Source organism: Adlercreutzia sp. (assembly GCF_056795635.1).
The window spans coordinates 1-13,787 of the sequence record NZ_JBQIIT010000011.1 but is presented as its reverse complement, the minus strand read 5'-3'; the positions used below and the strand labels follow the sequence as shown (position 1 = coordinate 13,787).

Sequence of the window (13,787 nt, the reverse complement as noted above, 5' to 3'; positions counted from 1 at the left end):
GAGCGGCTTCTGCTCAACCTGCTCCTTAGATCTCTTTGACACGGCGCTCCGCCCCCCTCCGCTTGGACGCGCGGCGGGCGCGCCTGTCCGTCTTCCCGCACCTGACGCCGCCCGCGAGGGCGTCCGGGCGCGAGCCCGTGGCGTAGGCGAGCTTGCCGTCGCCGAGGACGTGATCGGCGAGGAGCGGGAGGAACCTCTCGGCGGGAAGCCCTTTGGGCCGCCAGAAGCCGAGGAGCCAGAAGGGCATGGAGGCCGCCATGACGGGAAGCGTCATGGCGTCTGCGGGAACGCCCAGGGCGAGGTTGCCGAGGGCGGCCACGGCGACGGCCGAGGAGAGCCCTCCCGCGGTGCAGGCGAGCGTGCGGGCGGAGAGCTTGCCCACCACCTTCTCGGTGTACTCGCCGATGTCCTTGTGCACTGATACGCTTAACATGGCCGCCTCCCTTACGCCGGCAGCCAGCTCGTGTCGAGCATGCCGAAGTAGACGGCGGCCGCGATGATGATGCCGCCGCCCGCGATGGTGGATATGGCGCTCGCGATTTGCGCGCCGCCCTGCTGCTCGCGGATGGCGAGGCCGAGCGACACCGCGCCCCAGACGACGAGGAAGCCGCCCAGGAACGTCACGCATCCCGAGACGAGGTTGATGATGTTTGCCAGCATTGGGTCGTGTCTCCTTTGCATCTTGCCGCGCGGCCGGGCGTGCGCCTTAGGGATTGGCCGCGCTGTCGGGTAGAATCCTGTTCGGGGGCGGGGCGGCTCCCCGCCTCCTTTGCATCGCGGCGGCCTGCCGCTTCGGGTTGGGAAGCCCGGTCGCGGCGCGGTGGCGCCATCTAGGGCGCGGCCGCCGCGCGTCATTTCCTCTCACGCCCCCTCTCCATGTGGTCGGCGAAGTCGAAGGGGTGCCCGTAGAGGGCCCCGTCATGGCCGGGGTAGACCGATTGCCACCTCGGATGGGCGGTGATGTCGAACTTCCTGTCGCGCAGGGGGTTGGCGCCCGCGATGAGCACGATGGCCGTATCCCTCGGCAGCTTCGCCACCTCGGCCGGCTGCATGAGGTCGCGCTCGATGGTGTTCCAGTTGCGGGTGGACGAGGCGGACTGCCCCCGGCTCTCGTTCCAGGTGATGGTGGCGACCGTCTCCTTGCCGATGGACTCCGCGATTTCCTTCACGGTGTCGGTGGACTTGCCGCCGAGGAATAGCGTCGTGTCGCAGCAGTCGATGATGGTCGCGGCATCGTCCTTGTAGGCGCTCTTCAGCTGGGAGAGCGATTGCAGCCCGAAGGCCATGGAGATGTTGCGGCTGCGCACCACGGCCACCATCTTCTCCACGTCGGGGAGCCGCCCTATGTTGGCGAACTCGTCCATGAGCATGACTACCGGCGTGGGAAGCGCACCCTCGTAGAGCTTGATGGCCCGCTTGCAGAGGATGTTCATCGTCTGCCACATCATGATCGCGAAGAGGAACGAGTAGAGCGACGAGGTGTCCGACATGACCGCGAAGACGGCGCGGCGCTCCCCCGCGTCGCCGAGCAGGTCGAGCCCCATCTCGTCGAAGCTCACGAGCTCGCGTACCTGCGGGATGGCGAAGGGCTCCATGCGCGTGTTGCAGGAGACGAGGATGGACTTCAGGGTCTTTCCCGCCGCGTCCTTGAACATCTTGTAGTGCAGCAGGCAGAAGTCGGCGTCCACAGGCGTCGGCTCGGCCACGCGCACCCAGCGGTGCGCCCCCGCGCCCGGCCTGTACGACACGCGGCGCGTGGGGTCGAACGGCTCGTCCTCGGCGCCGTCGGCCCTCACGTAGCGCATGCCCGTCTCGGCCTCCTCGAACAGCAGGTCGAGTGGGCTTCGGTAGTCCTCGTCGGACTCCTTGGCCTTGGCGAGCGAGAGCAGGGTGACAAGGCCCGAAAGAGACCGGTCGGCCTCCGGGCAGTGGTAGACGAGGTAGCCGATGAGCGCCACATAGAGGAGCCTCTCGGCGTTCTCCCAGAAGGGGTCGCCCGCGTGCTCCTTGTCGCCCGTGGTGTTGTCGATGAGGCACGTGACGAACTCAAGGATGTCCGCCTCGTCCTGCACGTACGCGAGCGGGTTGTAGTGGAGGGACTTGCTGAAGTCCACGGTGTTGAAGGAGAGCACCTTGTAGCCCGCGGCATCGAGCATGTGTCCGAGGCGCGGGAGCGACTCGCCCTTGGGGTCGGTGACGAGGTAGTTGGCCGACATCTGCATGACGTTGGGCTCGAAGAAGCCGCGCGTCTTGCCGGAGCCCGAGCCTCCCACGACGAGCACGTTGCGGTTGCGCTCGTAGCGGCGGTCGTGGTCGGGGCGGCTCATGGCCATGCCGAAGCGCTCGGTGAGGATGATGTTCCGGTCGGGGTCGGCCAGGTCCATGAACCTGCGCCCCTCGCGCACGGTGCCCCAGCGGGCGCTCCCGTGCTCCTCGCCCTGGCGCTGGGCGCGCCCGTGGGTGAGCGACCATGCCCATGCGCACCAGACCGAGCAGGCGGCCACGAGCCCCGTCGCGAGCGCGGCAGCCTCGAGCGAGAGGGGGCCGTAGCCTATGAGATAGGAGGGAAGTTCGGTTATCGCTGCGGTTAGGTTAGACAGGGGGCTTCCGGGAAGCGACAGCAGACAGGCGGTGTACGTGTTCGCAGCGAGGAAGGATATGACCGAGAGGACGAGGGCCCCGGTGACGCCCGCCGCCGTCACTTCGCCCGCGTTTCCTGGAAGCGGGGCTCCCGGTTCAGGGCCTTGCTGGTGGGCCTCTCGGCTTCGAGCGCGGCCGCCGCCTCCCGCGCCTGCTCGGCGCGCTCGTCGAGGGTGCGCCCGTCGCGATTCCGGCCGGGGGCCTTGTCGCGCTGCTCCCTGATCCTCTCGGCGGCCTTGGCGGCGATGCCATCGGTTTCCCGCGCCAATTCGTCGAAGGACTGCCAGACCTCCTGGGCGTCGGCGATGCGGAAGAGCAGGTACTCGCGGCCGGTCTCGGGGTCGGCGAACCACGCCGACGAGACGCCGTGGCTTCCGAGCCTGTCCTCGATGACGCCCTTGATGCTGTCATAGTCCTCGATTCGCTGGAACTCTTGCATGTCGAGCTTGGCCCACTCGGGGGGATCATCCTTGCCGGGATTCTCCCCCGCGACCCCGCGAGCGTCGCGCGTCGCGCTCTCAAATGCCTGGCGCATCTGCACCGCGCGGGCGTACATCGCCCGCTCTCCCATGCGCTCCCCGAAGCGCATGAAATCGTCCATCATCTTGCCTCCGGCCTCGTCGCCGTAGTCGCTCGCCATTGCCGAGGTTCCTTCCCATGGGCGGGAAGGTCTCTTCCCGCGCTCCTACCGAATCAAGTGCTTCTCCTTGGCTGGATATGGGGATGGCGATGGGACGATGGAGGGGGTTGCGGGCACGACGCACAGCGAGGCCGCGCCGAGCGGCGCAGCCTCGCAGCAGGTTGCTTCGGTGTATGTGCCTAGCGTGCGCAGGGGTCTTCCTCCCGGGTCGAGCAGGCGGCCGCAAGGGTGTGTCCCGCGAGGGTGCCCGCTCCGAGGCGGCTGCGCCTCATCTCGTCGGCGATGGCAGGGGTCAGGAATGTGCGCAGGCCCAGGTTCAGCACTGCGCACACGCGCACGAACTCGTCCGCCCGCATCTGCCTCTGCCCGTCCAGGATGTACCAGAGCCTCTTGCGGTCGATCATGGAGCGCCGTCCGAGCTCGGCCACGCTCATGCCGCGCTCGCTTCGCGCCTCCTCTATCCTCACCGCTATCAGCTTCGAGTGTTCCACCTGACGTATCGCCTGCTGTTTTCTAATCAGGCCCGGCGGCCGCACGGACGCCGGGCTCTCTGACATAACGGGTTCAAACCTACCGATGGTTCCGGCTCGCGCCTAGGGGCCAGCATCAATAGCGGAACAGACTGTCCGTTTTTAGGAACGCCGGTCGAGCGGCGATGACATTCGTTGATTCTCGCTCCCGGCGAAACTAGCGTGGGAACCGCTGACGGCGTGAGTGCTCCCGAAACATCCGAAATGCTCGTACGGGACCGCGGTCGCGGTGCGCACCTTGACAGTCGAATGCGTTCACATCTAAACGACCACAGCAGCGAGGGCGTCAACCATGCGTTCGGGACGCTCGCATCGTTGGCTCACGAGGCCGGCGCGAGCATGATTGCCCCGGCGCTCCCTCGCTGCATGAAGAAAAGAGAAGGGAGGGTCTATGGAATTGAAGACAGGCGAACTTGAGATAGACGAGGCCAGGCTGCGCACGGCCGACCCGGACGGGCTGTACCTCTTCATGCTGCAGGATTACCCCTACATGATGACGCCCGACCATGTGGCGGCCTTCACCGGCACGACGAGCCAGGAGATCCGCAAGCTCCTGTGCCGCGGAGACATGCAGGGATGCCGCATCGGCATCCGCTGGTTCATCCCGAAGCTGGGGCTGCTCAACTACCTCTACAAGGATCGCCGCCAGGAAGAAGGCGACGCACATGAAGAAGCTCCGCTGCGACAAGCCCTATGACATCGACGAGGCCCGCAAGAAGAAGGGCCTCCCGCGCCGAAAGCGCAGGGACTCGCGCACCACGGCCTACGAGCTGACCATCCGCATCCCAGAGGAGTACCGCACCTATTTCGAGAACAAGAAGAAGCTCACGCGCACCGTGTTCGCCCTCAACAGAAAGGACGACCTCAAATCACAGATAGAGGCATTCGAGGACGAGAAGAACGCCGAGCTTGAGCGCAAGCAGGAGGAGCGCGGGTGGGTGCGCCAGGGAGAAGGCAAGGGCGAGCCCGGGCGCTGCATGACGCCGCTGGGGAGCTATGCCGAGCGCTACATAGAGATCCGCAGCAACGGCTCGGTCGGCAAGGACACCATCAGGAACGAGCGACGCTACCTGCGGTACATCGACGCCGCGATAGGCGCGATACCCGTCTGCAAGGTGACTGCGGAAGACGTCGAGACCTGCCTGCTGATGGTGCCGGAACTCTCCGAGAGATGGGCCCTTGAGCGCCAGGCCGCATGGGAGGAGAACCGAAGAACCGCGCGGTGGGCCAAGAAGCACGGAACGCTGGTCAAGCCCTTCAAGCCGATCAAGGTGGCAGGCGCGGACATGCAGTCGAAGGTGCTCAAGTTCCTGCGCGAGGTCATGAACTACGCCCTTGAGAAGGAGGACATCCCGAAGAACGTCGCGAAGGCCAAGTTCCTCACGCGCGTGTTCAAGAAGAGCAAGCCCCTCATCGACCCCTTGATGGCGGACGACGCCGCGAGGTTCTTGCAAGAGGTGGAGAAGCTGCTCTTGGGCTACCTGAAGGTCACGCTCCTGCTCCTCTTGAACACCGGCATGCGACCGGAGGAAATGCTCGCCATCCGCGCGGGAAACATCATCTTCGACGGCAACGAGACCGTCATCAGTATCACGGGCGCGCTCGACCGCGACGGGAAGACCATCAAGGACTACCCCAAGTCGGACGCGGGGCGTCGGTCGGTTCCGGTGGACGACTACACCGCAGACACCGTGCGCGCGTGGGTCGAGCTCAAGTCCGAGATGATGAGAGCGCTGGGATACAGGCCCTCCATGAGCATGCTGGTATGCGGCCCCGAGATGATTCCCCGAACCTACCAGTCCTGGTACCGGGATTGGCTCAAGTTCGCGGAGGACGCGGGCTTCGAGGGGGTGCGTCCCTATGCGCTGAGGCATACCTTCGCCACGCTGAACCTCGCCAACGGCGAGAACATCAAGACCGTGGCGGCGCTGATGGGGCACGCGAGCTCGGCCTACACGCTCGACCTCTACGCCGCCTACGTACCCAACACGGGCATAGGCATCGGAAAACGCTACATGAACTTCCTCCGGGCGGCCGCTTAGGGCGCTACTCGTGAGGATTCCCTGAAATGACCGAGGAAAAGGAGGAGGGAGCGGTATAATGGATGACCGATGCGGGCGTGATTCAATGGTAGAATTTCAGCTTCCCAAGCTGACCACGCGGGTTCGATTCCCGTCGCCCGCTCCATAGATCTTCAGTCGAAAGTCGCCTTCGCAGGCGGCTTTCGTGCATCTGGACGATGCGAGGTGTTCTTTTGAAAACCTCCGCGTTTTTCCAGTATTTCGTCCAGTACGTTTGATAGAATCGTAAGCAGTTAATTCGCGGAAGCGAGGTCAGACGGTAGTTCAGGAGCATATCGAGCCAAGAAGCGTAGGAGCTTCCCAAGCTTGTATCCGCGGGTTCGAGTCCCGTCGCCCGCTCCAGTGAGCCCTCCGGCCCCGTCCTCCGACGGGGCCGTTTTGCGTTCCGGGGCCGGCTGGCACCACGCGCGCCTCCTCCCAGAAAGGAATCCCATGAACAGCACAGCCATTCACCGCTGCCTCCACGTGCTCGACCTCGACGCTTCCCTCGCCTTCTACGAGCAGGCCCTCGGTATGACCGAGATCCGCCGCATGGGGCCCGACGACGGCTCCTGGACCAACGTGTTCATCAGCACCGATACTTCCGGCTTCCAGCTGGAACTGACCTGGAACCGCGGCCGCACGGAACCCTACGACAACGGGGGCCGCGACTCCCACCTGGCCTTTACCGTGCCCGACTTCCAAGCCGCCCGGGCCCTCCACGAGCAGATGGGCTGCATCTGCCACGTCAACGACGCCATGGGCCTCTACTTTATCGAAGACCCCGACGGCTGCTGGCTGGAAATCCTCCCCGAGAAGGCCGAATTCGCCCCGCAAGCCGGCGTGGACGTGCTGGCCGCCCTGGGCCGTCGCCGCAGTCTGCGGCACTACAGCGGCGAGCCCATTCCCGCCCCGCTGCTCGATCGTGTCATCGAGGCCGGCCTGCGCTCGGCCTCGGGCCGGGGCCGGCGCCCTTGGGAACTCGTCGTCGTGAGCGACCGCGACACCCTGACCGCCCTGGCCCGCTGCCGCGACCACGGGGCCGCCATGCTCGCCGAGGCCGCGGCCGCCGTCGTGGTGCTGGGCGATCCCACCCTGGCCGACACCTGGGTGGAGGACTGCTCCATCGTCATGGCCAACATGCACCTGGAGGCCGCGGCCTCGGGCGTGGGCAGCTGCTGGATCCAGGGCCGCATGCGCCAGGCCGCCGACGGCCGTTCCACCCAGGACTTCGTCGCGGAGTTGCTGGGCATCCCCGAGCCCTACCAGATCGAGGCCATCCTGTCCCTCGGCATGCCTTCTGAGCCGGCCGCCGTCCGACCCCTCGACGAGAACCTGCGCGCCAAGGTGCACGAGGGCCGCTTCTAGGGCACCGGGCCCCGGCGCCCCAGCCCAAGCCACCGCCGCACCTCGCCAGGTTCCCCTCAACCCCAAGTCACCGGCGCACCGCTACCGGCACCCTCATCCGCAGCGCACCCCAACGTCCCGAAACCAAAGCAGCCCGCCCCGCGCCGAAGCGCGCGAGCGGGCTGCTCCTCGTTGACGGGCCAGAAGGGCCCAGCGCTCTACAGCGCCTCGGCGATCACCTCGGCCAGGCGCCGAATGCCGTCGCGGATAGTATCCGCATCGGCGTTGGTGAAGTTCAGACGCATGGTAGAGCGGGCACCGGGCTCGGCGTAGAACGGGTCGCCGGGCACGAAGGCCACGCCGCGCTCCAGCGCCTTCGGGAACAAATCCATGGTGCTCACGCCCTCAGGCAGCGTCGCCCACAGGAACATACCGCCCTGGGGCTTGGTGAACGCAACCTCGGCCGGGAAGAACTCGGCCATGGCGTCGGTCATGGCCTGGGCCTGGTCGCGATACAGGTCGCGAATCTTCACGAGGTGCTCGTCCAGATCGTTATGGCGCAGGTAGTCCAGCACCACGAACTGGGAGAACACGTTGGTGTGCAGGTCGGCAGCTTCCTTGGCCGTGTTCAGGCGGCGCAACAGCTCGTGGTCCTTCGTCAGCAGATAGCCCATGCGGAAGCCCGGCGTCACCGTCTTCGAGAACGAACCCATGACCACACCGTGGGGCAGAGCCGTGCCGCCGATGTAGGGCAGCGATTCTCCCTCAAAGCGCAGCTCGCCGTAGGGGTCGTCCTCCACCACCACGATGTTGCGATCGGCCAGAATCTCCCGCACCTTCGCGCGGTTCTCGGCCGTATAGGTCAGGCCCGTAGGGTTCTGGAAGTTGGGAATGAGGTAGATCATCTTCGCGCCGGCATCGAGGGCGGCCGTCAGCTCGTCGGCATTCAGCCCCTCCTCGGTCAGCTCCACCTCGCGGAATACGGGCTGGTGCAGGGCAAAGGCCTGAATGGCGGCCAGGTACGTGGGCTTCTCCACGATGACGCCGTCGCCCTTGTCCAGCAGCACCTTGCCCAGCAGGTCGAGCACCTGCTGCGAGCCGGTGGTCACGATCACGTCGTCGGCGGTGTAATCGGTGCCGAAGCGATGGTTGTAGCGCTCGGCAATCCATTCCCTCAGCTCGGGAATGCCCGCGGTCATCGAGTACTGGAAGGCCTCGGGCCCGCGCTCGGCCACCACGCGCTGCATCGATTCCATGAGCTTGTCCTGGGGAAAGGAGATGGGGTTGGGCAGACCGCCCGCAAAGGACGTGATAGCCGGGTCGGACGCCGCCTTCAGAATGGCGCGCACGAACGACGGCGGGGTGTTGGTGATGCCGTCGGACAGCAGCTCGTCGATGGCGAACTCCGTTGCAGTTTCAGTCGTGGTCATAGGTTGCCTCCGCTCACTGGGAACTCTCCCCACCATTGTTCCACGAACCGCCCCGCGCTTCCCCCAGTTTTTTGCCAACGCGCCGAAGTGAGGCGGGAATACGCGCCCCCAGCGGGGTCCGCCGACCCCCCCCCTACATCCAGACCGTGATGAGATTCGGCTACCGCATGGGCGACTGAGCGCCTCGTGCGGCGAGAACCGCCCGGCAAGACGACCCTCTCTCCTTCCCCGCAGGGCCCAGACGAGCTCCTTCCCCTGATGCAGTCTGGGCCACGCGCTTCTAGGCCCGAGAAGATCGCGCGTCTGGCACCATAATGGGATTTCGGCATATTTGCAGGGCTGGTAGGAGAAAGGAATCCCATGGATTATGCAGACCTCATCACCCAAAGAATCGAGTTCGCCCGCCAGGAACGCGGCATGAGCATCGCGGAGTTGGGGCGCCGCACCGACATCGACGGCAAGCGCCTCTGGTACGTGCTGCGAAAGAACCGCCCCATGCGCACCGATGAGTTCATGCGCCTATGCTTCGTGCTGGACCTCGGCCCCCAATGCTTCCTCACCAAGGCCATGGCCGCCGAGTTGAACGGCCGGCGGCGACGCGTGGCCGAGGAATTCGGCGGAGGAGCGACCGGTCCCATCGGGGGCGCCCTGCGTCCTTAGCCCCTCCAGCAACGGGCGAGCCCCGGCGGGGAGGAGCCGGGGCTCGCCTATGAGGGAACAAGCGGCGCCTGAGGGCATAGCGCCGCAGGGAGGGTCCACACGATCCCGGCCACCAACGGCGGGGCCGGGATCGCCCACCTTACGCCAAGGCCTCGGCCACCACTTCGCCGACGTTCTTGCCGAACACCTCGATATCGCACACCGCATTGCCGCCGATACGGTTGTTGCCGTGAATGCCGCCGGTCACTTCGCCGGCCGCGTACAGCCCGGGAATCGGGTTCCCGCTCGCATCGAGGGCCTCGTTCTTCGTGTTGATGCGAATGCCGCCCATGGCGTGGTGAATGCCCGGCGCCACCTTGATGGCGTACATATTGCCATCGACGAAGGCGATGCAGCCCTCGGTGCGCCCGAATTCGTCGGCGGCGCCGTCGGTGGTGATGGCGTTGTAGGCGGCGATGGTGTCGGCCAGGGCCGCGGCGTCCACACCGATGGCGCTGGCAAGCTCTGCCACACTGGCGCCCTGCTGCACAATGCCGGCATCGTCGTACTTGCTGATGGCCTTGTTGGCGTCATAGACCTGCTGGTCGAACACGCACCAGGCGAATCCGCCGGGCTGCTCCAGCTCAGCCGCCGACACCTTGTCGCGCGTGGACATCTCGTCGAAGAAGCGGTTGCCCTCGGCGTTCACGAGAATGGCTCCGCCGCCGCGCACGCCCTCGGCCACCAGGGTGGACGTCTCCTGCTCGACAGTGGGATGAATCTGAATCTGATCCATCTGAATAAGCTCGGCGCCGGCGTCCTCTGCCATGACGTAGCCATCGCCCGTGGCCCCCGGCTGGTTGGTGGTCACATAGCCCGCCAGATCGGGACGATACTTCGTCACCATATCCTGGTTCGCGCCGAGACCGCCCGTCGCGAGAATAACGGCGCGGGCATTGAGGTTCTTCGCCTTGCCCTTATCGTCCACGGCAATGCCCACCACGGCGTCGCCGTCCTTCAGCAGCTCCTTGGCCTCGCAGCTCATCTTCACCGGAATCCCGCGCTCCTCCACGGCAGCCATGAGCCCGGGAACCAGGGTCAAGCCCACGGCCGAGCCGTCCGTGGGGCGATGGCAGCGCTTCGTGGACATGCCGCCGGTCATGGTGATGTTGTCCAGCTTGATGCCGAGGCCGTCCAGCCAGTCGATGGCGCCGGCCGAGTTGTCGCACATGAACTGCACCAGCTCGGGATCGCCGGTGTCATGGCCGCCCTCCAGCGTCTCCGCGGCGAAGGCATCGTTGCTGTCCTCGATGCCCTGATCCTTCTGGAACGTCGTCTCCGAGGCGTTCATACCGCTCGAGGAGTAGTTGGTGTTGCCGCCGTTCACGGCCATCTTCTCCAGAATCACGATATTCGTGAGGCCGCGGTCGTAGGCGGCAATGGCGGCCGACAGGCCCGCGCCGCCCGTGCCCACGATCACCGCGTCGTAGTCCTCGCTCTCCGCCGAGCCCTCGCTGGCCGTCTTCGACGGCGCGCAGCCCGTCAGGCCGAAACCGCCGAGAGTCACCAGCGCCGCCGCGGCCCCCATCCCGGCGACAAAGCCCCGGCGGCTCAGCAGCCGCGATGCCTCCATGCCCGACGGGCTTGCGATACCGTTGATAAATCCGTTCATACTTGCTCCCTCCGAAATGAGAATGGATTGAGAAAGGGCCCGGCGCCAGCCTGAGCCGGGCCCTCCCGCAGTGCCCCTGCATCATCGGAAAAACGCCGGGTGAGAGCCACACCCACCATGGGTGTATTTTCCCGAATAGGCTATACTGGGGCACCGTATCTGCATCGGAACCAGCCGAGAGGAGGAAGCCCGTGAACCCGTCACCCACGTCATCGAAGGAGCGCCGAAGCGCCCTCGGCGCCGGCTGCGGTCTCGCGCTCATGTTCGCCGGCGTGTGGACGTGCGACAACGCCACCCTGGCTCTGGCGAATCTGCCCGGCGGCTACCTCTCCATCCGCTTCTTCTCCCTCATCACCTACGGCTTGGCCCTCGCCTTTGCCTGGCGCATCGGCTCCTTTCCCATTGCGGGTCCCCGGGCCGATCGTCGCAAGAAGACGCTTCTTGTGGAGTTCGTCATCGCGGGCGGCATTCTGTTCGCTATCGGCGCCGCGGCCCTCATCCTCGCAATCGGCGACCCGCGAAGCCCCCTGGCCATCGGAGGAGCCCTGCTCATGAAATGCGTGGGGCCGCTTCTCAGCGTCGTTCTCCTCTTTGAATTCGCAGCCCTTCCCCATCTCCTCGTTATGAGAACCACCGCCGTGGCTATGGCCGGGGCCTTCGCTTTCGAAGCTCTGGCGAAATCGGTCGGCGAGACGGTCGGCGCAAGCCCCGTAGCCTTCCTGGCTCTCGGAGCCGCGGCCCTCATCGGAGCCGGAAGCGTCAGCCTCGCCCTGCTCGACAGCACCCGCACCGCCTCGGATGCCGATCATGAAACCCGCGAGACGGTGCCCCTCTCGCGACCCCAGCTCGCCTCCGTCATACTGTGCATCGCCGTAACCTCCCTCATGCTGGGCTTCATGCGCAGCGGCGAAACCCCGAGCAATTCCGTGGGAACCCTGGCTGCCCTGGTAGTTCTCACCGGGGTGCTCCTGGCCGTGCGGCGCTCCCCCGCGTTCAATCTCAACGGCTGCTTTCGCATTGCGACCATCTGCGTGGCGGCAGGATTGCTCTTCGGGCCCCTTCTCGCCCTGTTGCCCTTCGACGGCAGCGCCCTGCTCGTCGGTATCGGCACCGCACTCTTCGAGATGCTCATCTGGATCATCTCCGCCGTCGTCGTCCGTTCGCAGCTGAGGCCCCTCCGAGCGGCGGCGGCCGTCCGCCTTCTCGCCGTTGCGGGTCACGGTCTGGGAGCCCTCATGGCTGTCGGAGCGGTCTGGGCGAGCACCTTCATTCCCCAGGCCACGGAAGGAGCGGGGCTCGTTATCGTCTTCCTCTTCGTGCTCATGCTGCTCTTCGTCGCCAAAAGCGATGCAGCCCTCGAAGAGGAGGATCACGCGACCCCTCAGGCCGATGCCATCGAGAGCGCCGTCGAGATCAGCATTCCGGAAACGCCTGCCGCCGCCCCGGTCGGAGCCGGGGCTGCCGTCCCTGATAGCGCCATCCATACCGACATTGACCGCAGCGACTCCTCATCCGCCCCAGTGGAAGACGCTACCGCGGAGGCCCCTAGCACACAGCACTTTTGGGAAGATCCCTGCGCCGAGCTTGCCCGCACGTGGGGTCTGACGCGCCGTGAACAGGAGGTGCTCGTGCAGCTGGCCCAAGGGCGCGATCTCGCCTTTATGGAAGAGCGGTTCACCCTCTCGCGCAACACCGTGAAGATGCACATCCGCAATGTCTATGCCAAACTCGGCGTCCACGGGAAACAGGAGGTCATCGACCTCGTCGAAGCGACCCGCCATCGCGGAGCACCCTTCAGTCCGGTCCCTAAGCCATAAGCAGGAGCAGCACAGGTCCTCCCTAAGCTACAAGCAAAGCCGCAGCGCAGGCCACAGCCCCGGCGAGGATGCCAGCCAATGCCCCGGCCACGATATCCCGGGGAAAGTGCACGCCCCCCAGCACACGGCACCACCCCAGAGCTCCCGCGCAAGCCATGAGAGCAACGGCAACGGGAACGCTCGCAACGAACCAGCACGTCGCAATGGCGAAGGCCGAGAAGGCATGACGCGAGGGAAACGACCGCCCCGCTCCCTCGCGGGGAATGAGTGGCGTGAATGCGCAGCACTCATAAGGCCGAGGCGCATTGAAGCGGCGCCGGAAAAGGCTCACGAGCCCGAAAGCTGCAGCCGGGATCCCCACAAGCGGCACCAGCCGCAGCGGAGCATGGAGGGCCGCCACCAGCAGCAGAGCCCCATAGGCCCCATAGAACAGCAGCGTCAGCAGTCGATTGGCAATCACAAGGGCCCGCAGGCATCCAGGATGCTCCCGCAGAACCATCGCGCGACACTCATAGCGCTCGCCATAGGCCGCAACTTGCTCGTTCTGTCCTACCACTCGAAAACGCCTTTCTTCCGACAAGTCCTCCCCACGACGCCGCACCTCCCGCCACTGCCCGCAAAGGCCGCAATCCGGGACGACGGAGCGGGGGTCGCGGCCGGCACGGCCCTCGAGGAACCGGCCCCTCAAAACAAAAAAAGACACCGCTATGGGTGTCGTTCATTATAGTGGAAATTATTTCGCAGAACAGGTTCGCCTGAAGCACCTGCAGATGCCCGTCGGAACGCCGATGCCAACCTGGAAAGAAAGAGGCATTGCCCCTCAGGGACAAACCTCCCCTGAAAACAAAAGGGCACCCCGCCGGGCGCCGGCGATGGCGGAGACGGGGCCCGGGACTCGCCCGGGCAAAGGGAAAAGCGCCCCCTGCGAGCGGAACGACCTGTCCTCCCGCGGCCTGGCGCCGCAGTACTTTCGGCGAGGTGGGGCTTAACTGCCGAGTTCGGAATGGGATCG

13 protein-coding genes, 1 tRNA gene and 1 rRNA gene are annotated in these 13,787 nt (G+C 65.7%); 6 read left to right on the top strand and 9 right to left on the bottom strand.

The annotated features are described in order from the left end of the window. Nucleotides 1–25: 25 nt before the first annotated feature. The 5 genes from ACTOXK_RS07800 to ACTOXK_RS07780 form a co-directional block, all read right to left on the bottom strand. A complete protein-coding gene (locus ACTOXK_RS07800) occupies nucleotides 26–433 on the bottom strand; it encodes a PrgI family protein (protein ID WP_482277630.1) in 408 nt (135 codons plus the stop codon). 11 nt (nucleotides 434–444) lie between these two features. Continuing rightward, nucleotides 445–660, bottom strand: coding sequence for a hypothetical protein (locus tag ACTOXK_RS07795; RefSeq protein WP_016310179.1), 216 nt, complete (start codon nucleotides 658–660; stop codon nucleotides 445–447). Between the two features lie 191 nt (nucleotides 661–851). Next, a complete protein-coding gene (locus ACTOXK_RS07790) occupies nucleotides 852–2,702 on the bottom strand; it encodes a VirD4-like conjugal transfer protein, CD1115 family (RefSeq protein WP_482277629.1) in 1,851 nt (616 codons plus the stop codon). After that, nucleotides 2,699–3,280 carry a hypothetical protein gene (locus tag ACTOXK_RS07785; RefSeq protein ID WP_482277628.1) on the bottom strand — a complete coding sequence of 194 codons (582 nt, stop codon included), beginning with the start codon at nucleotides 3,278–3,280 and terminating at the stop codon, nucleotides 2,699–2,701. The genes ACTOXK_RS07790 and ACTOXK_RS07785 overlap by 4 nt, the downstream gene beginning before the upstream one ends. A 179-nt stretch (nucleotides 3,281–3,459) precedes the next feature. Beyond that, on the bottom strand, nucleotides 3,460–3,771 hold the full coding sequence (locus ACTOXK_RS07780) for a helix-turn-helix domain-containing protein (RefSeq protein ID WP_482277627.1): 312 nt from the start codon (nucleotides 3,769–3,771) through the stop codon (nucleotides 3,460–3,462). Nucleotides 3,772–4,201: 430 nt separating this feature from the next. Between ACTOXK_RS07780 and ACTOXK_RS07775 the strand changes: the two genes are divergently transcribed. The 4 genes from ACTOXK_RS07775 to ACTOXK_RS07760 all read left to right on the top strand — a co-directional run bounded on the left by ACTOXK_RS07775 (nucleotide 4,202) and on the right by ACTOXK_RS07760 (nucleotide 7,238). Continuing rightward, nucleotides 4,202–4,507, top strand: a complete 306-nt coding sequence (locus ACTOXK_RS07775) for a helix-turn-helix domain-containing protein (RefSeq protein ID WP_482277626.1) — start codon at nucleotides 4,202–4,204, stop codon at nucleotides 4,505–4,507. Next, nucleotides 4,476–5,852, top strand: a complete 1,377-nt coding sequence (locus ACTOXK_RS07770; protein WP_482277625.1) for a tyrosine-type recombinase/integrase — start codon at nucleotides 4,476–4,478, stop codon at nucleotides 5,850–5,852. The genes ACTOXK_RS07775 and ACTOXK_RS07770 overlap by 32 nt, the downstream gene beginning before the upstream one ends. Nucleotides 5,853–5,923: 71 nt before the next feature. Then, a tRNA-Gly gene (locus tag ACTOXK_RS07765) sits at nucleotides 5,924–5,997 on the top strand. Between the two features lie 326 nt (nucleotides 5,998–6,323). Beyond that, complete coding sequence (locus ACTOXK_RS07760) at nucleotides 6,324–7,238, top strand: nitroreductase family protein (protein WP_482277624.1); 915 nt, start codon at nucleotides 6,324–6,326, stop codon at nucleotides 7,236–7,238. Between the two features lie 197 nt (nucleotides 7,239–7,435). Here the strand turns inward: ACTOXK_RS07760 and ACTOXK_RS07755 are convergent, their stop codons facing one another. Continuing rightward, nucleotides 7,436–8,647, bottom strand: a complete 1,212-nt coding sequence (locus tag ACTOXK_RS07755; protein WP_482277623.1) for an aminotransferase-like domain-containing protein — start codon at nucleotides 8,645–8,647, stop codon at nucleotides 7,436–7,438. 360 nt (nucleotides 8,648–9,007) lie between these two features. Between ACTOXK_RS07755 and ACTOXK_RS07750 the strand changes: the two genes are divergently transcribed. Continuing rightward, the gene (locus ACTOXK_RS07750) at nucleotides 9,008–9,307 is read left to right on the top strand and encodes a helix-turn-helix domain-containing protein (RefSeq protein WP_482277622.1); all 300 of its coding nucleotides are present in this window, start codon (nucleotides 9,008–9,010) and stop codon (nucleotides 9,305–9,307) included. A gap of 139 nt (nucleotides 9,308–9,446) precedes the next feature. On the opposite strand, the gene ACTOXK_RS07745 is transcribed toward ACTOXK_RS07750, so the two are convergent. Next, entirely contained in the window at nucleotides 9,447–10,958 is a 1,512-nt protein-coding gene (locus ACTOXK_RS07745) for a flavocytochrome c (RefSeq protein WP_482277621.1), read from the bottom strand. A 191-nt stretch (nucleotides 10,959–11,149) separates the two neighbouring features. Between ACTOXK_RS07745 and ACTOXK_RS07740 the strand changes: the two genes are divergently transcribed. Then, nucleotides 11,150–12,775: a helix-turn-helix transcriptional regulator gene (locus ACTOXK_RS07740; protein ID WP_482277620.1), complete on the top strand. Its 1,626-nt coding sequence runs from the start codon at nucleotides 11,150–11,152 to the stop codon at nucleotides 12,773–12,775. Nucleotides 12,776–12,797: 22 nt separating this feature from the next. On the opposite strand, the gene ACTOXK_RS07735 is transcribed toward ACTOXK_RS07740, so the two are convergent. Beyond that, nucleotides 12,798–13,331, bottom strand: coding sequence for a phosphatase PAP2 family protein (locus ACTOXK_RS07735; protein WP_482277619.1), 534 nt, complete (start codon nucleotides 13,329–13,331; stop codon nucleotides 12,798–12,800). Nucleotides 13,332–13,700: 369 nt separating this feature from the next. After that, nucleotides 13,701–13,787 (bottom strand): 5S ribosomal RNA (gene rrf, locus ACTOXK_RS07730); the annotation flags it as partial.